Below are 24,144 nucleotides of genomic sequence, written 5' to 3'. Positions count from 1 at the left end.
CAACGGCTATCAGCCGATGACGGCCAGGATGTCGTCTTCGCGCAGCACCTTGTACTCGACGCCTTCGGACTTGTAGCTGCTGCCGGCGTACTGGCCGTAGATGACCTTGTCGCCAACCTTGACCACCGGCGCGCGCAGGCTGCCGTTGTCCAGCGGCTTGCCGGCGCCGATCGCGACGACTTCACCCTTGGTGGACTTTTCCTTGGCGGAGTCCGGAATCACGATGCCGCCGGCGGAGACTTCGTCGGCTTCGATCGGCTTGACTACAACGCGGTCGTGAAGCGGCTTGATGCTCATAGAGAGAAGACCTCTTAAGTGTTTGATTGGCCTGGAAATTATCGGCGATGTTAGCACTCGCACATGACGACTGCCAGCACAGCGCGCGGAAAAAACCCGACAAGCGGGTGCGGGCCAGAGATTGTGCTGCGCGGGCGGCTTTCAAGGGCTGGCGGCAAAAATTTTTCGCCGACCGCTTCTCTCCGAACCACCGGGGCGGCCGACAAAACGGAGCGAGCGGTTGTCAGGTGGGCGCGGACATCGCGGAGGAACCGGAATGGAGTGCATGCCCACGGGCACCGGGCGCGCCCACCTGGCAGGCGTATAGCGGTCTGGTCCAATGCTCTAGAAATGGAACCAGGTTCCATCGCCTGTCATGCGCGCGCCTTACAGTCGGGAACGCATTCCCCGATCACAAGGAGCTGTCGATGAGGTTGCCGTCCCGTTTCGTGTCCCTGCGTTGCACCCTTCCCCTGGCCTGCGCGTTCGCGCTCGGTGCCACCTCCGCCAATGCGGCGGTCTTCATCAACGAACTGCACTACGACGACGCGGGCGCCTCCGGCGACAGCGGCGAGGGTGTGGAAGTGGTGGCCACTGCTGGCGAATCGCTGAGCGGTTACCGCATCTACCTGTACAACGGCAACAGCCCCAGTGCGGCAGTGGTGTACGCCAATACGGCGGTGCCGGCCGGCACGGTGGTCAGCTGCGGCAGCCAGGTGCGTATGGCCACGGTGAGCTATGCCAGCAACGGCGTGCAGAACGGCCCCAACGACGGCGTGGCGCTGGTCGACCCCAACGGGCAGCTGGTGCAGTTCCTCAGTTATGAAGGCGCCATCACCGGCAGCGGCGGCCCGGCGGCCGGCGTGACCAGCCAGAACCTGCCGGTGAGCGAGAGCAACAGCACCGCGGTCGGCAGTTCGCTGCAATTGACCGGTACCGGCAGCAGCGCGGCCAACTTCAGCTGGGCCGGCTCGGCGGCACAGACCTTCGGCGCCTGCAACCGCGGCCAGACCTTCACCGGCAGCGACGGCGGTGGAAGTACCGGTGCTCCCACCATCAGCAGCACCACACCAACGCAAGGCGCCACCGGCTTTCCGGCTGCCGGCGATCTGGCCGTGGGTTTCAGCGAAGCGGTGACGCTGGGCAGCGGTGCGTTTGCGCTGAGCTGCGCCAGCTCCGGCAACGTGGCGCTGACGTACCCGACCAGCGGCACCCGCTTCACCCTGTCCACCAACACCGCCCTGGTCGGCGGCGAGCGCTGCACGCTGGCCATCACCGCCAGCGCCATCCGCGATGCCAGCGGCCTGAGCCCGGCCGCCAACCAGTCCATCGCCTTCACCGTGGCCACCGCCAGCGGCGGCGGTACCGGGTACTACGCGCGGGTCAATACCGCCAGCGCCAGCCAGCTGCGCTGCTCGTTGCACGCCACCATCAAGGGGCACACGGTCTACCCGTACAGCGGCAGCGGCACCAGCACCTGGACCATCCTGGAAATGGCCGACGAGGATCCCAACAACAGCGGCCGCATTTTGGACGCCTACCGCAACCGCAGCTACGCCAAGGTCAGCGACCGCGCCGGCACCGGCAGCGGGCTCACCTACAACCGCGAGCACACCTGGCCCAACTCGCTGGGCTTTGGCAGCGCCACCGGCGACCGCGGCCTGCCGTACGCGCCCTATACCGACACCCACATGCTGTACCTGACCGACACCAGCTTCAACGCAGACCGCGGCAACAAGCCCTATGCCACCTGCACCAGCAGCTGCGGCGAGCGGGTGACCGAGGTCAACGACGGCAGTGGCGGCGGCAGCGGACGATACCCGGGCAATTCCAACTGGGTCCGCACGCCCGACGGCAACAGCGGCACCTTCGAGGTGTGGGGCCGGCGCAAGGGCGACATGGCGCGCGCGGTGATGTACATGGCCATCCGCTATGAAGGCGGGCTGGATGCGGCCACCGGACAATCCGAGCCGGACCTGGAGCTGACCGACGACCGCAGCAAGATCGTGCAGACCGCGGCCTCGCCGGCCTACATGGGCCTGCTCTCCACCCTGCTGGCCTGGCATCAGGCCGACCCGCCGGACGATGCCGAGCGCGCCCGCAACGAGGTGATCTTCAGCTTCCAGGGCAACCGCAACCCGTTCGTGGATCACCCCGAATGGGCCACCGCCAGCCTGTTCGACTCGGCCAAGCCGGCCAGTTGCCAGCTGGCCAACTAAGACCGGCTCACACCCGTCGCGCGCAGTCGCCAGGCGGGGTGAACGGCACGCTCGGAACCGCACTGTACGCGTGTTACATGCCGATTCCGGGCCCGCCGCACCCGCCTGGCGGCAAGCGCAACCGTGTTGCCTGTTGGCCTGGGCTGCACCGGCCGGGCGGGTGAGGCGCGGGGCCCGGAGCAGATCGCGCCGGGCGCCTTGCCCCCCAACCGGTGACGCATGCCGTCTGTACAGACGGCATGCGTTGCCGGCAGGCGCCACGGCATTGATCCCCCATTGACCGAACCCGGGTAGCCGCCCTGCCGTGCACGGCAGGGCGCAAGCGAACACGGAACCATCCAAGGCGCCGCGTGCTGACCGCAGGATCGCTTGAGCACGCCATCTCACCGGGGCCACGAAGTTAACGTCTTGTTTTCCGGAATCGGCGGTCGATCCCCCGCAAACAGGGGATTACACTGCCGGGTCCAATGAGCGCACCTTCCCTCCATTTGTTAGTGAGCACCTGCCCGGATACCGACAGCGCCGAGCGCATTGCGCAGGCCTTGCTCGACGAACGGCTGGCCGCCTGCGTCACCCTATTGCCCGGCGTGCAATCGCTGTACCGCTGGAAGGGCGCGATCGAGCGCAGCACCGAGGTGCAGTTGCTGATCAAGACCTGGGACGACTGCCTGCCCGACGCCATCGCGCGGCTGCAGGCCTTGCATCCGTATGAACTGCCGGAGGCGGTCGCTGTCCAAGCCAGCGCCGGGCTGCCGGCATATCTCGATTGGGTCCGGGCCGAAACCCGCAAGGAATTCTGACGTCCATGAAGTCTCTGTCCCGCTGGATCGCCCGCTGCGCGCTCTTGGCCGCCCCCTTGCTCGCCGCGCCGCTGGCGGTACTGGCGCCCGCCCCCGCGCAGGCCGCCGTAACCGAAGCCGACCTGCTGCCGGTGGACCAGGCCTTCGCGCTGAGCGCCACCGCCGACAGCCGCGACCGCATCGCGCTGCACTGGAAGATCGCACCGGGCTACTACCTGTATCGCCACCGCATCAGCGTCAAGGCCGGAAAGGGGTTTGCCGCGGGCGAACTGGCGCTGCCGGAAGGCGAGAGCAAGCACGACGAGTTCTTCGGCCAGGTGCAGACCTACCGCAAGCAACTGCAGGCCACCCTGGCCGGCAAGGCCGACCCGGCAGTGCAGACCGCCGTCCTGCAGGTGCAGTACCAGGGCTGCGCCGATGCCGGCGTGTGCTATCCGCCGCAGCGGCGCGAAATCCGCCTCGACCTGCCCGCGGCCGATGCCACCGGGGCGCGGGCCACCGCTGCGCCACGCGAAAACCTGGGCGCGCTGGTGCCACGCAACGCCGCCGGCCCGCGCCTGTTCGGCGCCTCCGGCCAGACCGCCGGGGTGGACGCGCTGCCGCTGCCGGCCGAGCAGGCGTTCAATTTCGAAGCCATCGTCGGCGACGGCAACAGCCTGCTGCTGCGCTTCACCCCGGCGCCAGGCTATTACATCTACCGCGACCGCACCTCGCTGGCCCTGGAAGGCGCCAGCGGCGTGCGCACCGGGCTGCCGCGCTGGCCGCAAGGCAAGGCCCACCGCGACGAACACTTCGGCGATGTGGTGGTGTATTTCGACCAGGCCGAAGTGACCTTGCCGCTGCTGCGCGACCACCCTGACCCGGCCCACGTGACCCTGGTGGCCACCTTCCAGGGCTGCCAGACCGACGGGATCTGCTATCCGCCGATGACCCGCCGCGTCGCCCTGGATGTACCGGCCGGCACCGTGTCGCCGCAGAACCAGGCGCAGGCCGCGCCGTTGATGATTTCGCCGCTGGCCGCCGGTCAGGCACCGGTCGAGCCGGCGCCGGCCGCCAGCACGGCCGTCCCGGTCGCCGATGCCTCGGCCGGCAACCCGGAGCGCACGCCGCCGCCGCATGCCGACAAGGGCCTGCTGGGCATGCTGGTGCTGGCTCTGCTTGGCGGGTTGGTGCTGAACCTGATGCCCTGCGTGCTGCCGATCCTGTCGCTGAAGGTGCTGGGCCTGGCCCATAGCGGCGAGAGCCGCAGCCACGCGCGTCGCCATGCGATCTGGTACTCGCTGGGCGTGCTGGTGTCCTTTGCCGCCATCGGTGGGCTGGTGATCGGCTTGCGCGCCGCCGGGCAGGCCGCCGGCTGGGGCTTCCAGCTGCAGCAGCCGTGGTTCGTCGCGGCGCTGGCGTATCTGATGTTCGCGGTGGGGCTGAGCCTGTCGGGCGTGTTCACCTTGGGCACCAACCTGGGCGGCATCGGCCAGTCGCTGGCCGCGCGCAACGGGCCGCTGGGCGACTTCTTCACCGGCGTGCTGGCCTGCGTGGTCGCCAGCCCCTGCATCGCGCCGTTCATGGGCACGGCACTGGCCTACGCCTTCACCGCGCCCGCACTGCTGGCGATGCTGGTATTCCTGGTGCTGGGCCTGGGCCTGGCGCTGCCGTTCCTGCTGATCGGCTTCGTGCCTTCGCTGGCGCGGCGCCTGCCCACCCCCGGAGCGTGGATGGAAACGCTCAAGCAGGTGCTGGCGTTCCCCATGTATCTCACCGCGATCTGGCTGCTGTGGGTCTTGGGCAAGCAGCGCGGCGTGGATGCGCTGGCCTTGATGCTGGTGGGCGCCACCCTGCTGGCCCTGGGGCTGTGGTGCTTCGAGCGCAGCCGCTGGAAGAGCCACCGCCTGGGCATGGGCCTGGCCACGACGATGCTGGTGCTGGCCCTGGTGCCGGTGGTCGCGGTCACGCGCCTGAGCCTGCCGGCGGCCACCGCGGCCGAGGGCGTGGTGGCGTTCTCGCCGCAGTTGCTGGACCGCCTGCGTGCCGACAACCGCGTGGTCTTCGTCAACATGACCGCCGATTGGTGCGTGACCTGCAAGGCCAACGAAAAGAACGTGCTGAGCAGCGCCGAATTCCGCGACGCGTTGCGCCGCGTCGATGCGGTCTACATGAAGGGCGACTGGACCAATGTCGACCCCGCCATCAGCACCTTCCTGGACCAGCACCAGGCCGTCGGCGTGCCGCTGTACGTGGTCTACGGCCCCGGCGCCCCACCGGCGATCCTGCCGACCGTGCTGACCGGCGCGATTACCGAAGACGCCTTGCTGCGCGCTGCGCGGTAAGGCGCGCCTTCGCTGCGGCCGGTGGTCTGGGCGGCCATCTGTTGGCGCGGCCAGGCCGAAGATTTTGCGAACCGTGTAGGCCGACACCCGCGCCACAGGCGTGTTGCGACAGGTCCAAGCACGGGTTCGGCCCCTCCTGGCCGGGGTCTGCACGCCCCGCGCTGCCGGCGCCCTGCAGACCTGACCGGCCGATGTTGGCATGCGCATAGGTGGCGTCAGGCTGCGCGCGGCCTCGCCTGTTCGGTGCCCCTGGCACCTCCAACGCTTGATGCATGCGATGCGCAGCAGGCGACCGTGGCCGCGGCCTGCACGGCGGGAAGCTGCGGGAAGCTGCGGGAAGCGAGGCAGCAGAGGGGGTCGATCGCGCTGGTCGCCCTTCATCTGGCACGCCGGCCGGTCCGGCCCGACGCCACGTTGTTGGGAGCCTGCATCTGCGCGCAAAACGCAGATCGCGGCCCTGCTGCAACTCACCTCCTGCGCGCTTGCCATGAACAAGCCGGGCACTCACCGAATTGCTGCCGCCGGCACAACATTCCGACGCCCGACAGGAGAGGATGCCGCCAGCAGTTGTTGCCGCGTAACCGGCCGGGACGGCTGTCTCCATCGCGTCAGGCGCAAACGCTGCGCTCCGGATGCGCACGGCCGGCTGCCGGTTCCGCTCGCAGCGGTCCGGGCGATTCAAGGCCGGCACGATGACCTCCGACACGCCATTGCCCGCCGCCATTAGCCACCGCCCAAACCATTCGAAATTTAAAACAATCGTTTTAAACAGACCTAAGTTCGTCGAACTGGACAGCATCGGCGACATCGCGCAGACTTCCGGCCTTTCCGCTCTTCCGGATCCCATGGCCCATCTGCTGCTGTTGCATGGCCCCAACCTCAACCTGCTCGGCACCCGCGAGCCGGAGGTCTACGGGCGTACCACGCTGGCGCAGATCGACGCGGCCCTGGTGGACCGCGCGCAGGCGGCCGGGCACGTGCTGCACTGCCTGCAGTCCAATGCCGAGCACGTGCTGGTGGAGCGCATCCACGCCGCGCGCGAGGACGGCACCGCCTACATCCTGATCAACCCGGCCGCCTTCACCCATACCTCGGTGGCGCTGCGCGATGCGCTGCTGGGCGTGGGGCTGCCGTTCGTGGAAATTCATCTGTCCAACCCGCACGCGCGCGAGCCGTTCCGGCACCACAGCTATCTCAGCGACAAGGCCGACGGGGTGATCTGCGGCTTCGGCGCCGACAGCTACCGGCTGGCGCTGGAAGCGGTGATCGCGCGCCTGGAGCGCGACGCATGACCCCTGCCGCATGACCTCGGCCAGCGCGCCGGCGTCCTGATCCCATTCCGCCGGCATCCGCCGGCACTCCCCACCGTTTCACTTCCAGAGGCCCTTATGGATCTCCGCAAAATCAAGAAACTGATCGACCTGCTCGAAGAATCCAATCTCGCCGAAATCGAGATCAAGGAAGGCGAAGAAAGCGTGCGCCTGGCACGCGTACCCAAGGGCGCGGCCATGCTGAGCGCCCCGGTGCAGCAGCAGTACGCGCCGGCCCCCGTCCAGGCGCCGGCCGCCGCGGCCACCATGCCGATGCAATCGCCCACCGAAGCCTCCACCGGCGGCGCCAAGCAGGCCGCCGCACTGCCGGAAGGCCACGTGCTGCGCGCCCCGATGGTCGGCACGTTCTACACCTCGCCCTCGCCGGACAAGCCGGCGTTCGTCACCGTCGGTCAGCAGGTCAAGGTCGGCGATACCCTGGCGATCATCGAGGCAATGAAGATGTTCAACCCCATCGAAGCCGACGCCTCCGGCACCATCGTCGCCATCCTCGGCGAAACCGGCCAGCCGGTGGAATTCGACCAGCCGTTGTTTGTGATTGGCTGAAGCGCCGGGATTCGGGAATCGTGATTCGGGATTCGCAAGAGCGACCACACGAGCGCCTGACGGTGTGGCGCGACGCGATGTCGCTCGTCGAAGCGATCTATCGCCTGAGCCACGACTTTCCTGATTCCGAACGCTTTGGGCTGACGGCACAGATGCGCCGCGCCGCGATCAGCATTCCATCCAACATTGCCGAAGGAGCTGCACATCGCTCCACGGCCGAGTACCTGCGCTATCTCTCGATGGCGCGTGGCTCGTTGGCGGAGCTGGACACGCAGCTGCAGATCGCAACACGACTGCAGTTCGCATCGCCCGATGCGGCAATTGCCGACTTGCTGAATCGCACGTTTGCCAAGCTCAACGCATTGATCCGCTCGTTGGACAAGTCGCGACATCTCCGCGAACCCAGCGCCTTTTACGAATCCCCAATCCCGAATCCCCAATCCCATGCTCGATAAAGTCGTCATCGCCAACCGAGGTGAAATCGCGCTGCGCATCCTGCGCGCGTGCCACACGCTCGGCATCCGCACGGTCGCGGTGCATTCCACGGTCGACCGTAACCTCAAGCACGTGGCCATGGCCGATGAGTCGGTGTGTATCGGCCCGGCCGCCTCCAGCGACAGTTACCTCAACATTCCGGCATTGATCGCCGCGGCCGAGGTCACCGATGCGCAGGCCATCCACCCCGGCTACGGTTTCCTGTCGGAAAACGCCGATTTCGCCGAGCGCGTGGAGCAATCCGGCTTCATCTTCATCGGCCCCAAGGCCGACACCATTCGCCTGATGGGCGACAAGGTGGAAGCGATCCGCGCCATGAAGGCCGCCGGCGTACCGTGCGTGCCCGGCTCGGGTGGCCCGCTGGGCGATGACATCGTCGCCAACACCAAGGTCGCGCGCGAAATCGGCTACCCGGTGATCATCAAGGCGGCCGGCGGCGGCGGCGGACGCGGCATGCGCGTGGTGCATTCGGAGGCTGCGCTGAAGGCTGCCATCGAAACCACCAAGTCCGAAGCCAAGGCCGCCTTCAGCAACGATCAGGTCTACATGGAGAAGTTCCTGGAAAATCCGCGCCACGTGGAAATCCAAGTGCTTGCCGACGGCCAGGGCGGTGCGATCCATCTGGGCGAACGCGATTGCTCGATGCAGCGTCGCCACCAGAAGGTGGTGGAAGAAGCGCCGGCGCCGGGCATCACCGAAGAACTGCGCAACGAGATCGGCAAGGTCTGCGTGGACGCCTGCATCCGCATCGGCTACCGCGGCGCGGGCACCTTCGAATTCCTGTTCGAGAACGGGCGTTTTTACTTCATCGAAATGAACACGCGTATCCAGGTGGAGCATCCGGTCACCGAGCGCATCACCGGCATCGACCTGGTGTGCGAGCAGCTGCGCATCGCCGCCGGCCACAAGCTGAGCATCAAGCAAAGCGACATCGTGCTGCGCGGGCATGCGATCGAATGCCGCATCAACGCCGAGGATCCGGAAACCTTCATGCCCAACCCGGGCCTGATCACCGCCTTCCATCCGCCAGGCGGCCCTGGCGTGCGTGTGGATACGCACATCTACAGCGGCTACAAGGTGCCGCCGAACTACGACTCGATGATCGGCAAGCTGATCGTGCATGGCCCCGATCGCGAAACCGCGATTGCGCGCATGCGCGTGGCGCTGAGCGAGATGGTGGTGGACGGCATCAAGACCAACATCCCGCTGCAGCAGCGCATCATGCGCGACAAGGGCTTCCAGGCCGGTGGGCAGAACATCCACTACCTGGAAAAGCGTCTGGCCGAGCGCAAGAACAAGTCGATCGCGCTGACCTGATCGCACTTGCCGCGGTATCGATGAAGCAAAAAAGCCCGGGAAACCGGGCTTTTTCGTTGTTCCCCGGTGCATCGCGCCGACACTGCGTCGCGCCGCCAACCCTGTAGCCGGCCAGTCTATGCGTAGGAGCGCACCTGGGCGCGACCGGGCTTACCGATAAAGCCCTGTCGCGCCCGGGTGCGCTCCTACAGAGCCCGAGGGTTCGACGCCCGGATGGCGCAAGCCAGCGCCGGATCCGATCTGCAGACCCTCGGTCGTCTGCACACATGAGAATGACTGAAGCTGCAGCCGCACCTAGCCGCCTTCGCCGCCTGCGCTACCGGAGACGCAGCGGCTGCGGCCGTGTCGATATGTAACGCGCCGCACCCCTCACCGCCGCGGCGCAGGCGCCTGCTGGCTGCCGGGCACCGGCACGATGCCGCTGGCCGATGACGGGTCGACCACGGTCATGGTTTCGGTGGAGCCGTCCGGCCACACCACCTGGAAGGTGGAGCCGGCCGGCAAGGTGGAAAACGGCATGGCACTGCCGGCGCGGTAGACCGCGGCGACCTGGCTTGCGCCATGCCGTCGCTGCTGTTCGTCGGCGGTGACGCTGGTGGATTTGACCGACAGCGGCTGGTACCGGTGATCGGCGGTATCGATCATCACGATGCTCACTGCCGCCGCCGAATACGCCACGAACAACGCCACCCATAACCAGAACTTGGCGCCGTGCGCCAACCGACGGTAATTCATGACTGCGCTCCCGCATCGGAGACCAATGTATCGACCATCTCATCCACCCTGCCTGCTCCCTGCCGCGGCACCGCGGCATCGAATACGAAGGACACGAAATCCTGTGCGCTGTCGCGCGAGCAGATGCCCGCGTTGGCGCAATAACTGGTGACCAAGGTGCTGCTGGCACTGCAATCGAGCCCCAGCCGGCACGCAGCCACTTGCCAGGCCAGCTCGGCGAACTGATCGCCGGCCACATAGCCTTGCAGGCTGTCATCGCCGCTGGCCCGCGCGCCCATCGCCGGGGCCAGGGCCAGATAGGCCTCGGGATCGCGCGAGGCCAGCACGCGTTGCACCAGCGCGCGCTTGTAGCCGGGCGATGCGTGCAACGGTTCGCCCAACGCCAGCATGGCGGCCTCGGCGGCCAGGCTGCCGGCGCGCGCCGCGGCCAGGCGTTGCTGCGCAACCATGCGCGGACTCAGCCCGTCGGTGGGGGCGAAGCCGGCGCAACGCTGCGCCAGGCGCTCGCGTGCGGCATGCATCGCTGCCACTCCCGGCGTGCGTTGCGCGGCGATCCATGCGCTATCGGCGGCATAGCCGGACGGGCTGGCCGCATAGGGCGCGCAGTAATCGTAGACACGGCTCAACCGCCACCCGGCCTGTGCGTCGCCGGCACGCACCTGCTGCTGCAATTGCTGCGCGTAGCGATACAGATCCGGCTGCGCTTCCACCGCATCGCGATGCGGCAGCTGCAACGCGGCGCCGTGCTCGGCCGCCGCGTGCAGCTGCGGTGTGGCAGCGCTGACCGGCGGCGCCTGTGCAGCAACCGGCGCTGCGCGGTCAACATCACGCTCGACCGGTTGCGCGCGGACATACCACCACGCGGCCGCCGCAAGCGCAGCGGGAGCGAGCAGCAGCCAGAGATGGCGGGCACGAGCAAGCGGCATGGATGGCGGCGACCCTGCTGCGGAACCACCCGCAGCGACGGCGCGGAGTCTAGCACCCACCCACGCGCACAGCCGCCGCCAAGCAGACGCTGCCAGTGGAGGTGGCGGGAAGGGGGCGACATGCGTCACGGCCTGAACGGACTGCACGTGAGTGGCGCGCTGCATGCGTTCGGTTGTGCGGTGTGCTGCGCTGTGGTGCTTGCTCTGCCGTGCTGCGTGTTGGGTGTTGGTGTGGTGTCGGTGTTGCTCAGCTGCGTGTGGCTTGCGGTTGAGTTGATCGGTTGCCGATTGCCGGATGCGGCATCGATCTTCGCCGGTTGGGCATCCGATAGCAGCGCATGTTGGAGAGCGCCGCTTCGAGCGAGCCTGTCCTCTGGCAACATCACTCGCCGACGCTGCGATGCCCAGCTGCAGCGCTGTTGCGTCATCGGTGGACGCAGCGTGCCGCACACATCGCGCTGCACGGCGGTACGCAACACGGCAGCACATCACGCAGCTGTCTGCGCACGCGTTTGCGCGTGTTCGCAAAGACGCAGCGCCTCTTCCTGGTTGCTCGACGCGGCCGTCGACCAAGCCCGTGCCCGATTGCGCAGCAGCATCATCGGTTCAGTCCCAGGCGTGGCGGCATCGGCCTACAGCCATCCGCCGGGCACCACATCCAGCCGCAGATGCGCTGTTTGGCAGCGTCGCACCGGGCAGTCGTCCATTCGCCAGCAGCAGCCGTCTGCCTGGCGGCGGACGCATCTTGATCAGCAAGGCAGTTTTCACCGCACGCATGGGCAAGACACCGCCGAAGCGACGGCGCCTGCGAACGCCGTCGCCTGCAGCGCGGCAGGCACGCCGGCACGAATGGTCTAGGATGCGTGCTTTCGAATTGCCCGACCGCCACGATGCCGTTTCTTGAACTGACGCTTTCCTGTTCCGAGGTCACCCTGCCCCGTTTCCAGAACGCCCTGGACGATGTGGGCGCACTGGCGGTGACCATGCTCGACGCCGATGCCGATACCAGCAACGAGCGCGCCATTCTCGAACCGGGCGTGGGCGAAATGCCGCTGTGGGACCGGCTGACGATGACCGCGCTGTTCGATGGCGACAGCGACGCGCTGGTGGTGCTGGCAGCGCTGGAAGCCTTCGATCCGGGCCTGGACTGGAGCCAGGTGGCGTTTCGCATGGTCGAAGACAGCGACTGGGAACGCGCCTGGATGGACCTGTTCAAGCCGATGCAGTTTGGCGAACGCACCTTCATCGTGCCGTGGAATCACGCGCTGCCCGAAGCCGCCGACACCCCGGGGGCTGCCGTGGTGCGGCTGGACCCGGGCCTGGCGTTCGGCTCGGGCACCCATCAAACCACCGCGCTGTGCCTGCGCTGGCTGGACAGCCTGGCCGGCCGCGGCGAGCTGCAGGGCCGCAGCGTGCTCGATTTCGGTTGCGGCTCGGGCATCCTGGCGGTCGCCGCGCTGAAGCTGGGCGCCGCCGGCGCGGTCGGCGTGGACAACGACCCGCAGGCGCTGCTGGCGACCGCCGACAATGCACAACGCAACGGTGTGGACGCGCAGCTGACGGTCTACAGGCCGCAGGACGAACCGGTGCAGACCTACCAGGTGGTCGTGGCCAACATCCTGGCCTCGGCACTGGACGCCCTGGCCGACACCCTGGCCGCGCGCGTAGCACCGGGCGGACGGATCGCGCTGTCGGGCATCCTGCACGGCCAGGAAGACGACTTGCTCAAACGCTACGCCCCCTGGTTCGAACAGTTGCGCTGCGAACGCGACGAAGACTGGATGCGGATCGACGGCGTGCGCCGCGGCTGATCCGGCTGATCGTCCACGCCGGCTAGCGCCGTGGCCGGCCGGCGCGAATCTGCGCGGTGGTCACTGCATCGGCCACGCTGATCGCCCGCAACCGGGTCACCGGTTGCCAGCCGTCGCGTTGCAGCGCCGCCGTGCGCCACGGCCCGGCCTGCCGGGCCACCCAGACCCGCAGCAGCACCTCAGCCACCAGCAGCGCCGTCCAGGCCACCGGCGACCACGCCCGCACACCTGCAAGCGCCACTGCGCCGGCAACCACAAGCATCGGCGCACTCACCGCCAGCAGCGGCCAGTGCCGCTGACCTAGCGCCCAGACCCGCGGTGCCAGCGCCGCTGACCACTGCGGACCATCGGCCACGGCCGTCCACTCGTGGCCACGCCGCCAGATCGCGTACCGGGCCGCGCCCCGAAAACGTCTCACCGCAGGGTCCAGCGGCGAATGGGCCGGCCACGGCGCGTCAGCGGGCGCGGCGTGCGGGGGCGGGCTGCGCCGCTGGGGGTCGGGTTTTCGACCGGCAGGCTCGACCATGAACATCCTCCTTGAGTTCGCTGTGATGTAGCGATCATTGATCCACCGACAGTATCGCAAACATATGGCGATATGAAAGTTATACGAACTATCTCCAGGCGCTGCTAGGGCTATATCTCCCGCCCCTGCCTGCCCTCCAACGGTGCCGTGTGAGCAAGCTGTACGAACGAGTACGCGAAGCCCGCAGCCTCACCAAGCTGACCCAGGAAGCCCTGGCCGGCGAGCTGGGTGTCACCCGCAGCGCGGTGGCGCAATGGGAGATGGCCGAAGGCACCGCACCGTCGGTGGAAAACCTGATCGGCCTGGCCAGGCGCAGCGGCATGGCGTTCGAATACCTGGCCACCGGCCGCGGCGACCGCGTGTTCGGCCCGCCGGTGTCGGCCATCGCCGAAGAACCGGCGCAGTACCGCCGGCTGGATGACCAGCAACGCGTGCTGCTGACGCGCTTCGATACCCTGACGCCGCGCCAGCGCGCCGGCCTGTTGGATCTGTTGCTGGCTGAAGGGAAGACGCGGCGCAGGCGGTGAATCGGGAATCGGGAATCGACGAGCCGACGCAACCGGCACGAGATTTCAAGGCGATATTCCGCTGGCTGTGGCCTCCTGATCCTGGATGCGCCCGGGCGTCTTCGTCGGCTTGCATGGGCGTGGCGGCGGCCCTTTTTCGGAGAAGGCATGCGCTGCGTGCGTTGCGTGGGCATCGACGCAGACGCCGCCATGACCACCTGGGCCGGAGACGAACACCTGCAGGCATGCGCGTGGCGGCTTGACCGCATCGCCGTCGGCACAGGTTCGCCCCTGGACGTGCGCGTGGTTGAATAGGGGTCTTCCCGCTGCACGCCTGCCGATGTCCGAGACTCCGCCACCGCGCCGCCCCCTGGCCACGTTCCTGCGTGCGACGCCGGCTGCTCCGCCGCTGGTTCCGACCCCGGTGGTTCCACCTGCGGAGCCGGCCGAGCAGGCCACATCGGCCCCGGGCTCTGCGTTGCCGCCGGCGCCAGCGCCAGAGGTGGATGCGCAGCCGGCACCGCGTGTGCCATTGCCTGCTGCCGCGGTGGCTTCGTCGCCGCAGCGCGCAACGGGCATGTCCGGGCACGATGGTCTCCAGGCGCCGGTGTCCGGCCAGACGCCACTGCCCGCGCCCGGCACCGCGACGCCGTCCGCTTCGGCGAGCGCGCCCGCGGCCGGAGACGTTCCTGATGCGATGCTCGATCCACCTCGCTCGGCGTCGGCCGCCACCGATACCCGGGCCGACGACGAGCTGGCCGCGACCGATGCTGACGAGCTCGGGCACCCAACCGCGCGGGCTGCACCTGGCCCATCGAATTCAGCGCAGCAACGGGCACTACGCGCCTCGGCGGATGCAGATCTGGCATTTCAGAATGCGCCGGGCACGCCGAAGGCGCTGGCAGAAACGCCCGCGCGCCAGGCTTCAGTCGCAACGCCAGCAGCGTCTGCGGGATCTACCCCAGCTGTGGCAACGGCGGCAGCCGCAACGCAGGCCGACACCAGCGCCAGCGAGCGGACGGCGGGCACAGCCGACGGCCAGTCGCACCCGGGCCGCTCCTCCAGCCATCCCGACCCGGCAACCACCGAGTCCGGCGCAGCCAGCGCATTGGCAGGCGAGCACGCGCAGTCCGATGCCGGCATCGCGCAGCCCCGTACCACTGCCGTGCAAATGCAGCCCCTGCCCGCGCCCGCCTTGGCCGCCCCCGCCTTCGCGCGGCGTGGCGTCACCCGCCCGCGGCTACGCGCCAGCGGGCGCCAGTGGGCGCTGCTGGTCGGGCTGGTCGGCGTGCTCGGGTTGCAGATCGTCATCGCCGACCGCGCGCACCTGGCCGCCAACGCGCGCTTGCGGCCGCTGGTCGGCGCGGCCTGCACGCTGGCGCGCTGCAGCTTGCCGGCCTGGCGCGAGCCGGAGGCGCTGACCCTGCTCAACCGCGAGGTGCGGCCGCTGCCCGGTGTGGCCGGGGTGCTGCAGATCCAGGCCAGCTTCCGCAACGACGCGCGCTGGGCACAGGCCTGGCCGTGGCTGCAGCTGTCGCTGTCCGATGCCGACGGCCGGGTGATCGGTACCCGCATCCTGTCGCCGCAGGAGTATCTGGGACCATCGCCGCCGGCGCAGGACACGCTGGCGCCGGGTCAGGCGGTGCAGGTCGCGTTCCGGGTACGCGAACCGGCCGCGAGCACCGCCGCCTTCAGTTTCGACTTCCGGTGAACGGGCGCGACCGCCACATGGGCGTGGCGAGCGATGAGGTCACGCGCTAGACTCACTCCCCCTCGCCGGCCACGCGTCCCGGCTTCGTGACACTGGGAACCTCCTTTGAACGCAGCCCCCTCTCGTCCTGACACCAGTCGTGGCGCCCCGAAGTCGCCCCTGCGCGAACACGTGGCCCAGTCCGTTCGCCGTTATCTGCGCGACCTGGACGGCAGCGACGCGGACGATGTTTACGAAATCGTGCTGCGCGAGATGGAGATCCCGTTGTTCGTCGAAGTGCTCAACCACTGCGAAGGCAACCAGAGCCGCGCCGCGGCGATGCTGGGCATTCACCGGGCAACCTTGCGCAAGAAGCTCAAAGAGTACGGGCTGACGTAGGCCCGGGAATCGGGAATCGGGAATCGGGAATCGGGAATCGGGAATCGTAAAAGCGTGCTTCTGCCAGACGGTGCGCGCACGGGTTACCGGTCACAGCGTGGTTTCGTGCGGGTCAGCTTTCCGGTTGGCCAGATGCGGCGGCCGACCGACGCGCGCTGCGCCGATCCGATGCTGCAGATTGCCAACGGCACGCGATGCACGTGTTGCGATTTCATGACGAGCGATGTGACAAGCGGTCACGCCCATCCATAGCGGATCAGGTGGAAGAACACCGGCGCGGCGAAGCACACCGAATCCAGGCGGTCGAGCACGCCGCCGTGGCCTTCGATCATATGGCCCCAGTCCTTGATGCCGCGATCGCGCTTGATCGCCGACATCACCAGCCCGCCGAAAAATCCCATCAGGTTGGCCACCAACGCCAGGCCGAAGGCATGCCACGGCGCGAACGGGGTGATCCACCACAGCGCCATCCCGAGCAGGCTGGCCGACAACACGCCGCCGATGAATCCTTCCACCGTTTTGGACGGCGACAATTTCGGCGCGATCAAATGGCGGCCGGCCAGTTTGCCCCACACGTACTGCAGCACATCCGAAGACTGCACCACGATCACCAGGAAGGCGATCAACAGCAGATTGCGCCCGGCATAGCCGGGAATGTCCAGGTTCAACAGCGCCGGCACATGCGAAATGCAGAACACGCAGATCATCAGACCCCACTGCACTTTGGCGGTGCGTTCCAGATAGCGCGTGGTGTCGCCGCCGATGGTGGCCAGGATGGGCAACACCAAGAACGCGTAGACCGGAATCAGCAAGGTGTACATGCCGTACCAGCCGGTCCACACCAGGCCGTATTGCCACGGCAGCACGATGTAGAACGCGGCCAACAACGCGTAGTAATCGCCGCGCCGGGTCGGGGTCAAGGTGATGAACTCGCGCAGCGCAAACAACGACACCAGCGCGAACAAGCCGATGACGCCGGCGCGGCCAAACACGAACGCAAGGCCGACCACCGCAGCCATCACCCACCACGCACGGATACGGGCGACTAGGTTGTCCAGCACTGCGCTGGGGCGTTCGCGTGCGCGCCAACGCAGGGTTTCGGAAATCAGCGTGGCGATGACCAGCACCAGCGCGATACCGCTGAACAGCCACAGCGTCTGCTGATGCATCGAAGACTGCTGCAGCTGCCCGCTGTACACATATAGGCTCATGCGCGCGCCTCCAACTGATCGGGCGACAACGCCAGCAACGCCGCACGTGCACGCGCCAGAAACGCATCCTTGGTTTCGTCCGCATCCAGGCGTAATGGCGCACCAAAGGTGGTGGTGCACAGCAGCGGCAACGGCAACCACTTGCCCTTGGGCATCACGCGCTTGAGGTTATCGATCCACACCGGCACGAACTCCAGTTCCGGGCGTTGCCGTGCCAGGTGATACAGCCCGCTCTTGAACGGCAGCACGCCGTCGTCCGGGTTGCGCGTGCCTTCGGGAAACAGGATCAACGAATCGCCGGCGTCCACCGCATCGCACAGGCATTGGATCGGGTCGCGCGTGCGCTGCGCCGGGTCGCGTTCGATCAACACGCCGTTGAAGACCGCGTGGATCAGGTAGCGCCGCAGGGCGGTACGCTGCCAGTAGTCGGCCGCCGCCACCGGGCGCACTTCATGCCGCAGGCTGGCTGGCAGCGATGACCAGATCAGCACGAAATCGCCGTGGCTTGCATGGTTGCCGTAATACACGCGACGCTCGTTGGAGGGCGCGCAACCGCGCCATAGCGCACGCGCGCCGGTCAAGGTACGAATGGCGCCGCTGCAAGCGCGCGCGATCAAACGGGCAATCATTTCTGCTCCAGGGTGCGCACGATCGTGCGCAGTCGTACTGCCACCGTCAGCAAGGCACCGGCGATCAACACCGCCAGTGCTCCGATCAGCAGCCAGGCCGCAAGACGCGGCTGGCCCATCCATTGCAGCGGCAAGGCCAGCGCGCCTGCCAGCGACAACCACTGCATGCGTTGCACGCGGCTCATCGGCCCCTGCCGCGGCTCTGGCGTGCCGCAGGCCAGGCCCAGCATGCGCACGTATGCGGTGGTCACGCAGCACAGCGCCGCCGCCCACCCCAGTTGCGCAGCCCACGGCAAACCGGCCTGCAGTCCATAGCCCAGGCCCACGCAGACCAGCACATCGGACAACCGATCGGGCGCGTCGTTGTAGACCTCACCGGCGCGCGCGACCATGCGCGCCTGGCGCGCCAGCACGCCATCCATGCGGTTGCACCACAGCCGCCCCTGCATCCCGAGCACCGCCAGCAGCAGCGGCATGGCCCCTTCGCGCGCAGGCGCGCTCAACCCGATGTAGAACATCAGCCCGGCCAACGCCGCACATGCGATGCCCACCCACGACACGCCATTGGGCGTGGCGCCACGTCCGCGCAGCACGCGCGCCCAAAGCAACTGCCGCTGTCGCTGTCCGTGTTGCATCAGTCGCCTCCTCCGCCGCAGCCGCCACAGCCGCCGCCACCATCGCTGCTACCACCATCGCCGCCGCAGTCGCCGCCACCCCCGCCGCAGCTGCTGCCACTGCCACCGGCGTGACCATACGGCGCACGCAGGCTGTGGTAGTCGGCCCAAGCGGTTCCGATCAGTGCCGCAGTGCCGTACAGCGCCACCGCCTCGCCTGGATCACCGCCGTTGCGCGCCGCATCGCGTCGCCGCGTCTGACGCAGTGTCGCAAGGCGGGCCTCGCCGCCGAGCGTGCGCCGCACGGGCACCAGCGCAAAGCCCAGCACCAGCAATGTGGTCAGCACCATCAGACACAGCAGGTAGCCCACCGGATGGTTGCCCTGCACGCCGATGACCAGCTTGCACAGGCCAAGCCCCCATACCAGCGCCACCGGCACGGTACATGCCAGGCGCACCGCGCGTGCCTGCGCCTGGCTCAGCCACAGGCCTTTGTCGATCAAGCGCTGCTCCAGCGGTGCGGCCAGCGCGCGCAACGCGCGTAAGGCCCACACCGGGTCTTCGGTGGTGCGCACCGCTTCCAGTGCCGGCTCCAGCGCAGGCGGGACTGCAATCTGCCGGTGGCAACGTACCCAGCGACGTGCCGGTTCGGTTGCGTCGCGCTCCAGATACACCGCATTGCGCACCAGCAATTCGGTGAACCACAGGTCGGCCACGCGATCGGCACCGCCGCCCAGATATGCAAGCTCGCTGGCATCCACTGCTGCTGCGGTGCGACCGCGTCGCAGCACCCGTCGCAACCATGCCGCCATCGACCAGGCCAGACCGATCAGCGCGATGAACAGCGGCAGGAAATAGACACCGCGCCAGTGCAGCGGCGACAGCGCCCCGCCATTGGCTGAGTGACAGACCATGCCCACTGCCACCGCGATGATTGCCCACACAACCACGGCATGTGGCACACCGCGCTGCGGCCCAGCTGACCGCGGCGCTCCACGCAAGGCTTGCAAGGTCTGTTCGGCAGTGTGGCCGTGCAGCGGATCCAGCGTCGATTGCGGCGGTCGCGCCACAGGCCACCATTGCGCCGGCGGCTCGCCGAACTGCGTGCGGTAACGCTCCAGCGTCTGGCGGTACTGCGCCTGGAAACGCGCCTCTTCGCCGGCATCGCCGCGTCCGGGTTGATGATGCAGCGTGGTCTGCAGCACGTGCGGGCAGAACTGCTGCCAGTACTCGCGGGTGTCGGTCAGATGCGTGTGCCAGACCTGGTCGACCAACGGGCTGGGGGTGACGTCGACGGTGTCGGTGCAGGCAAGAAAACAGAACCGGCGGTACTCCTCCACCAACGCCTGCGCTTGTTCGGTGCTGCACTGTGCCTGCTTGGCCACGCGCCGAACGAAGGCGGCAAACGCTGCTTCGTCCTGGCCAAAACGATAGCCCTGCAGCCGTTGCCACAGCGCCCGCTGCGCTGGCGTGGCATGGCGCGGTTCGCGCCGAGCAAAATCGGGTTGGTTGCTCATCCGAATATCCTGAGAGCGAGCGCGGCAGCCACCAACAGCAGTTGCACCACCACGCTTGCCAGCTGCCAACGCAGCAGGCGGCGCATGCCGGTCCAGCGCGATGCCCAGTCGCGGGTGGGCGAAAGCTTTGGTATCAGGCCAATCGCATGCATCGCCGCATCGAGCTGGTGCGCGGCGTCTTGCCCGGTGCCACCGCAGCGTTCGAGATGCGCGATGGAGGCTGCCAGCAGGTCGGCATCCAGGCCCACGCGAAACGCCCAATAGCGCTGCAGCACGCCCGCAAGCATGCTGATGGCATAGCTCAACTGCATCAACGGCGGCGCCTGCGCAACACCAAGCAAGCCGATGGCCGCTGCCAGCAGCAGGAGTGAGAGGCGGTCCAATGCTGCACCTTGCCGCAGCACTGCGCGCATGGCCGCCAAGGTCAGCGGGGCGATATTCATTGCGCTCTCCGTTCGGGGATGTCGTCGCCACCGTCATGACCGTCGCATGCCGTCAGGATCGCCGCGCGATGCGCATGCCCGAGCACGATCGACGGCCGCACGGCGCGTAACTGTGCGATGGCCGCATCCACGTCCTGGGCGCGACCGCTGCGCACCAGCCAGGTGGCCACACTGGCAGCACTGCGCGAATAGCCCAATGCACAACACACCAGCACCGGCCCGATCGCCTGCGCCTGCGCGATCGCCTGCGCGGCCTCGCGCAGCTGCGCCGGCGACGGCGCGACCAGATCGAGCATCGGCACCACACGGTCCTGCGCCTGCGCGGCGTACAACGAGAGCTCTGCAGACACGTCCACCACGGCGGCACGCTTGTCGCGCTGGCCGGGCAACGGAATCCGCCCCAGCCACACGCCATCGCACACCGCGCGCGGCAACGGCGCACGCCGTGTCCAGAGCCGGGAGTTGCACCATGCCGCCAACAGATACGGCGCATACAACCAATGGGCTGCAAGACTCAGGCGCCCATCGCTGCGCTTCTGGAATCCGCCCGGCCCGAGCAGCGCGTAATTCAAGGCAACCAGCAGCAAGGCCAGGGTGATCCACAGCAACCACAGTGCTGCACCGCCGCTCCACAGCGCCAGCGCAGCGCTGACCAGCGCGCCGGCCAGATACATCGCGGCCAGGCGCCAACGGCGCAGGTCGCGTGCAAACCGTGCCTGCGCAAATGGTGCGGCGACCCGCTCCGGCCATAGCCACACGCAGAGCCAGCCCACCGCGAGTCCGGTAGGAATATCGAGAAAGTGATGCTGATACGTGGTCAGCACCGACACACCGATCAATGCGAACCAGGCATGCAGCAACCAGCGCCACACCCCGCAAAGATGCTGCCCATAGCGCACCCACAGCACCACCAGCAGCACGATGTGCAGCGACGGCGCCTGATTGAAGGGTTTGTCGAAGCCCAGCAGCACCGCGAACAACCAGCCGAACACGCCCTCGGTCTGCGGCCGTACGAAGCTGTAGCGCAGCGGCCACAACACGAAACACGCCACGCAGATCAGCTGGGCGCTGAGCAAGCGCAGTGCATGCGTGTCCAGCTCGCGGCGGTTGCGGCAGACAAAGAACGAGACCGCGTAGAACACATCGATCGACCAGTACGGCACGATGGTCCACGGCCAGAACGGCATGCCGTGTTCCCAGCCAAACACCACCGATGGCACATGCGTCGCCCGCCCGGCCAGCGTGTTGGCCAGGCCGTAGCTGAGGAAGAAAAACGGTCCCAGCAACGCCAGCCACAGCGCGGCACGGCCGGATGGGCGGGCAACGTGGCTCATGCGTCGATTCGCTGCGCCATCGAGACGGTGAAGATGCCGAACGCATCGATGCGTTGCGCCACCTTGCGAAAGCCCGCCGCTTCCACCAGGCCATCCATCTCCTGCTGGCTCCGCCGGCGCATCACCCAGGCCACGCCATCGCGGTGACTGGTCAGCGCGCGCGCAATGAATTCCAGTTGCGGATGCCAGGGCTGGCCGGTGTAAAGCAGATAACCGCCCGGCTGCACCGCCGCGGCCAGGCCGGCCAGCGAACGCGCGACCTGGTCGTTGTCGGCAAACAGCTCGTACAGGCCCGACACCACCGCCAGCGTCGGTGCCGGTTGCACTGTGGCCAGCGCTGCCGGGTCGAACGCATCGCCTTGTTCGAAGCGGGCGATATCGCCTGCGCCCAACGTCTGGATCAGCGCCGTGCCCTGGGTCACGTTGAGCGGGCTGAAGTCGCGCAGCACGATCGCATCGGCACGCTGTGCGCCGCTGCCCAGCGCTTGGAGCACATAGCGGCCGTGCCCGGCAGCGACATCCAGCACGCGCACCGGCTTGCCGGCGCCACGCAAGCGCGCCGCCGCATCGCGCAGCAATTCGCCCAGATGGCTGCCGCGGATGCGGATGCCACGCCAGCCGATCGCGTTGAGATACGTGCGGTCGATCATGCGCCCCAACGGCCCGCGACCACGCGCCTGATTGCGGTAGATGTAATCCAATGTGCTGCCGGAATCGAAACCGGTCTGCAGACCAAGCGCGATGCCCTCGGAGAGCCTGCCACCCAGGCGCAGGCCGGCACGCACGCCACGCCAGCGCAGGTCCTGCAGGCTATTGCGCTGCGGCGGCCAGGCCAGCCGTTCGGCCTCTTCGAAACTGGGCCCGGCACGGTGTGCATCGCCCAGCGCGGCGCGCACCGGCGGTTGCGCAAAACGCGCCTGGACGAACTGGCGAATGTGCGCGATGGCCATCGCGCGATCGCGCTCGCCCAAAGTGTCGTGGAAGAACCCCGGCAACCAGTGGCGCTGCTTGATCGGCGAGCGCAGGTTTTCGTAGAAGCGGTCCTGCGGGCCGCGATGCACCACAAAATCCTCACCGGAGACCAGCAACTGGGTCGGCACGGTAATGGCCTGTGCATCGTCCACCACGCGATCGGCTGCCGCATACAGACCGAGCAATACGCGCACCGAAATCGGACGGGTGATCAACGGATCGGTGCGATAGCTTTCCACGCGCGCCGGATCATGCGTCAGCCATTGCGGCTTGACGTAGCTGTTGACGAAAAAGTTGCCGCGCAGCGCATGCAGCAACGCCAACCCGGGGCGTGCAAACGGCACATACAACTTCACCTTGAACGCCGGCGATGCCAGCACCAGCGCGCGCAGCGGCGGGGCGTAATCGTGCACCCAGGTGGCGGCCACCACCGCGCCCACACTCTGCGCAATCACCACGATGTCCTGCACCGCAATGCCGTGGGTGGCGCGAAGATGCGCGATGAAGCTGTCCAGATCGCGCACCAGCGCTTCGAAGCCCGGCGCATCGCCACGCACGCCCGGCGAGCGGCCGTTGCCGCGTGCGTCCCAGGCGAAGAACTGGGCGTCGGGCATGTCGAGTTCTTCGGCCAGATGCATCACACGGCCAGAGTGCTCATGGCCGCGATGCAGCAGCACCACCGCCTTCGGCGTGCCGGTGGCAGCGGCATCGTGCAACGGCCAGTGCCGGTAGAACAGCGGCACACCATCGAAACTGACGAACTCGCGCTCTAGCACTGTGCGCATCGAAGCATCCTGAAAAGTCGAAAGGTTGAATCGCAGAGATCACCACAGCGCAGCGGCCAGCGGCGTTGCTGCGGGAATGGATCGCTAGGTGCCTGCGGGCGCCTGCGCCAGGCCGGCGCGCACCCGCCGCCACACCGTGACCGCGCAGGCCAGGCTCACGGCAATGGCGACCCAGGTGACGCCGCGCGCACCCAGCCAGCCACAAGCCAGGCCCACGCCCAGCACGCCGATGACGAAGGCGCGGTCGCTCTTGCCCATCGGCCCGTCGTAGCGGCGGCTGGCGCCGACCATCAGGCCGAGCACGCCGGCGTACTCGGTCAGCGCGGCCAGCAGCGCGAAGATCCACAGCCAGGGCGCACTCACACCGGGCACGCCAAGCAGACTCAAGTACAAGGCCGCATCGGCCACCACATCGCACAGCTCGTTGAGGTAGGCGCCCAGCCGCGACTGCTGGCCGAATTCGCGCGCCAGCATGCCGTCCACCGCATTGAGCGCCATGCGCAGCAGCATCCACACCGGCAGCAGCAGATACAGCAGCGGCCAGCTGGGGCCGCCGCGCAACACCACCGCCGCCACCATCAGCGACACCGCCGCTGCGCCCAGCGTGACCTGATTGGCGGTGATGCCACCGCGATACAGCGCGCCCACCATCGGCCGCAGCAGCGCCTGGAAGCGTCCCTTCAATGCATAGATCGAGGCCATACGGGGTGTTGAGTCCATTCGAGCGCTGGCGCAGCC

General features: G+C 67.8%; 23 protein-coding genes and 2 other RNA genes. 11 read left to right on the top strand and 14 right to left on the bottom strand.

Going from position 1 to position 24,144, the window contains the following annotated elements:
* Positions 1–9: 9 nt before the first annotated feature.
* Positions 10–297, bottom strand: a complete 288-nt coding sequence (locus ACCQ15_RS02730; protein WP_003483210.1) for a co-chaperone GroES — start codon at positions 295–297, stop codon at positions 10–12.
* A gap of 197 nt (positions 298–494) precedes the next feature.
* Positions 495–564: non-coding RNA, sX9 sRNA (locus ACCQ15_RS02725), on the bottom strand.
* 140 nt (positions 565–704) lie between these two features.
* Here ACCQ15_RS02725 and ACCQ15_RS02720 point away from each other — a divergent pair.
* The gene (locus tag ACCQ15_RS02720) at positions 705–2,495 is read left to right on the top strand and encodes an endonuclease (RefSeq protein WP_372381179.1); all 1,791 of its coding nucleotides are present in this window, start codon (positions 705–707) and stop codon (positions 2,493–2,495) included.
* Between the two features lie 4 nt (positions 2,496–2,499).
* On the opposite strand, the gene ACCQ15_RS02715 is transcribed toward ACCQ15_RS02720, so the two are convergent.
* Positions 2,500–2,574: non-coding RNA, sX9 sRNA (locus ACCQ15_RS02715), on the bottom strand.
* Between the two features lie 388 nt (positions 2,575–2,962).
* Here ACCQ15_RS02715 and cutA point away from each other — a divergent pair.
* From cutA to accC, 6 genes are all read left to right on the top strand, one after another.
* Positions 2,963–3,295, top strand: a complete 333-nt coding sequence (gene cutA / locus ACCQ15_RS02710) for a divalent-cation tolerance protein CutA (protein ID WP_008571855.1) — start codon at positions 2,963–2,965, stop codon at positions 3,293–3,295.
* A 5-nt stretch (positions 3,296–3,300) separates the two neighbouring features.
* Complete coding sequence (locus tag ACCQ15_RS02705; RefSeq protein ID WP_218502322.1) at positions 3,301–5,619, top strand: protein-disulfide reductase DsbD family protein; 2,319 nt, start codon at positions 3,301–3,303, stop codon at positions 5,617–5,619.
* A gap of 845 nt (positions 5,620–6,464) precedes the next feature.
* Positions 6,465–6,911: a type II 3-dehydroquinate dehydratase gene (gene aroQ / locus ACCQ15_RS02700; RefSeq protein ID WP_003483185.1), complete on the top strand. Its 447-nt coding sequence runs from the start codon at positions 6,465–6,467 to the stop codon at positions 6,909–6,911.
* 96 nt (positions 6,912–7,007) lie between these two features.
* The gene (accB, locus tag ACCQ15_RS02695; RefSeq protein ID WP_008571858.1) at positions 7,008–7,496 is read left to right on the top strand and encodes an acetyl-CoA carboxylase biotin carboxyl carrier protein; all 489 of its coding nucleotides are present in this window, start codon (positions 7,008–7,010) and stop codon (positions 7,494–7,496) included.
* A 77-nt stretch (positions 7,497–7,573) separates the two neighbouring features.
* On the top strand, positions 7,574–7,951 hold the full coding sequence (locus ACCQ15_RS02690; protein WP_235658053.1) for a four helix bundle protein: 378 nt from the start codon (positions 7,574–7,576) through the stop codon (positions 7,949–7,951).
* Positions 7,941–9,308 (top strand): acetyl-CoA carboxylase biotin carboxylase subunit, encoded by a 1,368-nt coding sequence (gene accC / locus ACCQ15_RS02685; protein ID WP_008571860.1) that lies wholly within the window; start codon positions 7,941–7,943, stop codon positions 9,306–9,308. The genes ACCQ15_RS02690 and accC overlap by 11 nt, the downstream gene beginning before the upstream one ends.
* 369 nt (positions 9,309–9,677) lie before the next feature.
* Here accC and ACCQ15_RS02680 read toward each other — a convergent pair whose 3' ends face one another.
* Both ACCQ15_RS02680 and ACCQ15_RS02675 read right to left on the bottom strand, forming a co-directional pair.
* A complete protein-coding gene (locus tag ACCQ15_RS02680) occupies positions 9,678–10,043 on the bottom strand; it encodes a hypothetical protein (protein ID WP_372184064.1) in 366 nt (121 codons plus the stop codon).
* The gene (locus tag ACCQ15_RS02675) at positions 10,040–10,969 is read right to left on the bottom strand and encodes a hypothetical protein (RefSeq protein WP_372381178.1); all 930 of its coding nucleotides are present in this window, start codon (positions 10,967–10,969) and stop codon (positions 10,040–10,042) included. The genes ACCQ15_RS02680 and ACCQ15_RS02675 overlap by 4 nt, the downstream gene beginning before the upstream one ends.
* 890 nt (positions 10,970–11,859) lie before the next feature.
* On the opposite strand from ACCQ15_RS02675, the gene prmA reads away from it, so the two are divergent.
* Positions 11,860–12,780, top strand: a complete 921-nt coding sequence (gene prmA / locus ACCQ15_RS02670) for a 50S ribosomal protein L11 methyltransferase (RefSeq protein WP_218195942.1) — start codon at positions 11,860–11,862, stop codon at positions 12,778–12,780.
* A 22-nt stretch (positions 12,781–12,802) separates the two neighbouring features.
* On the opposite strand, the gene ACCQ15_RS02665 is transcribed toward prmA, so the two are convergent.
* Entirely contained in the window at positions 12,803–13,312 is a 510-nt protein-coding gene (locus ACCQ15_RS02665) for a hypothetical protein (protein ID WP_277574495.1), read from the bottom strand.
* A 143-nt stretch (positions 13,313–13,455) separates the two neighbouring features.
* Here ACCQ15_RS02665 and ACCQ15_RS02660 point away from each other — a divergent pair, with 143 nt between their 5' ends.
* The 3 genes from ACCQ15_RS02660 (at position 13,456) to fis (ending at position 15,901) form a co-directional block, all read left to right on the top strand.
* A complete protein-coding gene (locus tag ACCQ15_RS02660) occupies positions 13,456–13,833 on the top strand; it encodes a helix-turn-helix domain-containing protein (RefSeq protein ID WP_008571865.1) in 378 nt (125 codons plus the stop codon).
* A gap of 319 nt (positions 13,834–14,152) precedes the next feature.
* Positions 14,153–15,523: a DUF3426 domain-containing protein gene (locus ACCQ15_RS02655; RefSeq protein ID WP_372381177.1), complete on the top strand. Its 1,371-nt coding sequence runs from the start codon at positions 14,153–14,155 to the stop codon at positions 15,521–15,523.
* 105 nt (positions 15,524–15,628) lie between these two features.
* Positions 15,629–15,901, top strand: coding sequence for a DNA-binding transcriptional regulator Fis (gene fis / locus ACCQ15_RS02650; protein WP_002804983.1), 273 nt, complete (start codon positions 15,629–15,631; stop codon positions 15,899–15,901).
* 236 nt (positions 15,902–16,137) lie between these two features.
* On the opposite strand, the gene ACCQ15_RS02645 is transcribed toward fis, so the two are convergent.
* The 8 genes from ACCQ15_RS02645 to ACCQ15_RS02610 form a co-directional block, all read right to left on the bottom strand.
* Positions 16,138–17,112, bottom strand: coding sequence for a phosphatidate cytidylyltransferase (locus tag ACCQ15_RS02645; RefSeq protein ID WP_008571202.1), 975 nt, complete (start codon positions 17,110–17,112; stop codon positions 16,138–16,140).
* Positions 17,109–17,741 (bottom strand): lysophospholipid acyltransferase family protein, encoded by a 633-nt coding sequence (locus ACCQ15_RS02640; RefSeq protein ID WP_008571203.1) that lies wholly within the window; start codon positions 17,739–17,741, stop codon positions 17,109–17,111. The genes ACCQ15_RS02645 and ACCQ15_RS02640 overlap by 4 nt, the downstream gene beginning before the upstream one ends.
* Positions 17,738–18,376: a CDP-alcohol phosphatidyltransferase family protein gene (locus tag ACCQ15_RS02635; RefSeq protein ID WP_008571205.1), complete on the bottom strand. Its 639-nt coding sequence runs from the start codon at positions 18,374–18,376 to the stop codon at positions 17,738–17,740. Before ACCQ15_RS02635 ends, ACCQ15_RS02640 begins: the two co-directional genes overlap by 4 nt.
* The gene (locus tag ACCQ15_RS02630; protein WP_372381176.1) at positions 18,376–19,872 is read right to left on the bottom strand and encodes a TIGR04222 domain-containing membrane protein; all 1,497 of its coding nucleotides are present in this window, start codon (positions 19,870–19,872) and stop codon (positions 18,376–18,378) included. The genes ACCQ15_RS02635 and ACCQ15_RS02630 overlap by 1 nt, the downstream gene beginning before the upstream one ends.
* The gene (locus ACCQ15_RS02625) at positions 19,869–20,315 is read right to left on the bottom strand and encodes a hypothetical protein (protein WP_008571207.1); all 447 of its coding nucleotides are present in this window, start codon (positions 20,313–20,315) and stop codon (positions 19,869–19,871) included. The genes ACCQ15_RS02630 and ACCQ15_RS02625 overlap by 4 nt, the downstream gene beginning before the upstream one ends.
* Positions 20,312–21,649, bottom strand: a complete 1,338-nt coding sequence (locus ACCQ15_RS02620) for a phosphatase PAP2/dual specificity phosphatase family protein (RefSeq protein WP_372173270.1) — start codon at positions 21,647–21,649, stop codon at positions 20,312–20,314. The genes ACCQ15_RS02625 and ACCQ15_RS02620 overlap by 4 nt, the downstream gene beginning before the upstream one ends.
* Positions 21,646–23,406, bottom strand: a complete 1,761-nt coding sequence (locus ACCQ15_RS02615) for a bifunctional alpha/beta hydrolase/class I SAM-dependent methyltransferase (RefSeq protein WP_008571209.1) — start codon at positions 23,404–23,406, stop codon at positions 21,646–21,648. Before ACCQ15_RS02615 ends, ACCQ15_RS02620 begins: the two co-directional genes overlap by 4 nt.
* Positions 23,407–23,490: 84 nt before the next feature.
* Positions 23,491–24,108: a CDP-alcohol phosphatidyltransferase family protein gene (locus tag ACCQ15_RS02610; protein ID WP_008571211.1), complete on the bottom strand. Its 618-nt coding sequence runs from the start codon at positions 24,106–24,108 to the stop codon at positions 23,491–23,493.
* Positions 24,109–24,144: the final 36 nt, after the last annotated feature.

It is taken from the genome of Xanthomonas sp. NCPPB 1754 (assembly GCF_041475725.2).
In the GTDB taxonomy this organism is placed as follows: Bacteria; Pseudomonadota; Gammaproteobacteria; order Xanthomonadales; family Xanthomonadaceae; genus Xanthomonas; species Xanthomonas euvesicatoria.
This window is presented reverse-complemented; position numbering and strand designations above follow the sequence as displayed.

What these genes read in the sequence shown, in the direction of transcription:
- ACCQ15_RS02730 (WP_003483210.1), bottom strand. Translation starts at nt 297, where the DNA reads ATGAGCATCAAGCCGCTTCACGACCGCGTTGTAGTCAAGCCGATCGAA.
- ACCQ15_RS02720 (WP_372381179.1), top strand. Translation starts at nt 705, where the DNA reads ATGAGGTTGCCGTCCCGTTTCGTGTCCCTGCGTTGCACCCTTCCCCTG.
- cutA (WP_008571855.1), top strand. Translation starts at nt 2,963, where the DNA reads ATGAGCGCACCTTCCCTCCATTTGTTAGTGAGCACCTGCCCGGATACC.
- ACCQ15_RS02705 (WP_218502322.1), top strand. Translation starts at nt 3,301, where the DNA reads ATGAAGTCTCTGTCCCGCTGGATCGCCCGCTGCGCGCTCTTGGCCGCC.
- aroQ (WP_003483185.1), top strand. Translation starts at nt 6,465, where the DNA reads ATGGCCCATCTGCTGCTGTTGCATGGCCCCAACCTCAACCTGCTCGGC.
- accB (WP_008571858.1), top strand. Translation starts at nt 7,008, where the DNA reads ATGGATCTCCGCAAAATCAAGAAACTGATCGACCTGCTCGAAGAATCC.
- ACCQ15_RS02690 (WP_235658053.1), top strand. Translation starts at nt 7,574, where the DNA reads ATGTCGCTCGTCGAAGCGATCTATCGCCTGAGCCACGACTTTCCTGAT.
- accC (WP_008571860.1), top strand. Translation starts at nt 7,941, where the DNA reads ATGCTCGATAAAGTCGTCATCGCCAACCGAGGTGAAATCGCGCTGCGC.
- ACCQ15_RS02680 (WP_372184064.1), bottom strand. Translation starts at nt 10,043, where the DNA reads ATGAATTACCGTCGGTTGGCGCACGGCGCCAAGTTCTGGTTATGGGTG.
- ACCQ15_RS02675 (WP_372381178.1), bottom strand. Translation starts at nt 10,969, where the DNA reads ATGCCGCTTGCTCGTGCCCGCCATCTCTGGCTGCTGCTCGCTCCCGCT.
- prmA (WP_218195942.1), top strand. Translation starts at nt 11,860, where the DNA reads ATGCCGTTTCTTGAACTGACGCTTTCCTGTTCCGAGGTCACCCTGCCC.
- ACCQ15_RS02665 (WP_277574495.1), bottom strand. Translation starts at nt 13,312, where the DNA reads ATGTTCATGGTCGAGCCTGCCGGTCGAAAACCCGACCCCCAGCGGCGC.
- ACCQ15_RS02655 (WP_372381177.1), top strand. Translation starts at nt 14,153, where the DNA reads ATGTCCGAGACTCCGCCACCGCGCCGCCCCCTGGCCACGTTCCTGCGT.
- ACCQ15_RS02645 (WP_008571202.1), bottom strand. Translation starts at nt 17,112, where the DNA reads ATGAGCCTATATGTGTACAGCGGGCAGCTGCAGCAGTCTTCGATGCAT.
- ACCQ15_RS02640 (WP_008571203.1), bottom strand. Translation starts at nt 17,741, where the DNA reads ATGATTGCCCGTTTGATCGCGCGCGCTTGCAGCGGCGCCATTCGTACC.
- ACCQ15_RS02635 (WP_008571205.1), bottom strand. Translation starts at nt 18,376, where the DNA reads ATGCAACACGGACAGCGACAGCGGCAGTTGCTTTGGGCGCGCGTGCTG.
- ACCQ15_RS02630 (WP_372381176.1), bottom strand. Translation starts at nt 19,872, where the DNA reads ATGAGCAACCAACCCGATTTTGCTCGGCGCGAACCGCGCCATGCCACG.
- ACCQ15_RS02625 (WP_008571207.1), bottom strand. Translation starts at nt 20,315, where the DNA reads ATGAATATCGCCCCGCTGACCTTGGCGGCCATGCGCGCAGTGCTGCGG.
- ACCQ15_RS02620 (WP_372173270.1), bottom strand. Translation starts at nt 21,649, where the DNA reads ATGAGCCACGTTGCCCGCCCATCCGGCCGTGCCGCGCTGTGGCTGGCG.
- ACCQ15_RS02615 (WP_008571209.1), bottom strand. Translation starts at nt 23,406, where the DNA reads ATGCGCACAGTGCTAGAGCGCGAGTTCGTCAGTTTCGATGGTGTGCCG.
- ACCQ15_RS02610 (WP_008571211.1), bottom strand. Translation starts at nt 24,108, where the DNA reads ATGGCCTCGATCTATGCATTGAAGGGACGCTTCCAGGCGCTGCTGCGG.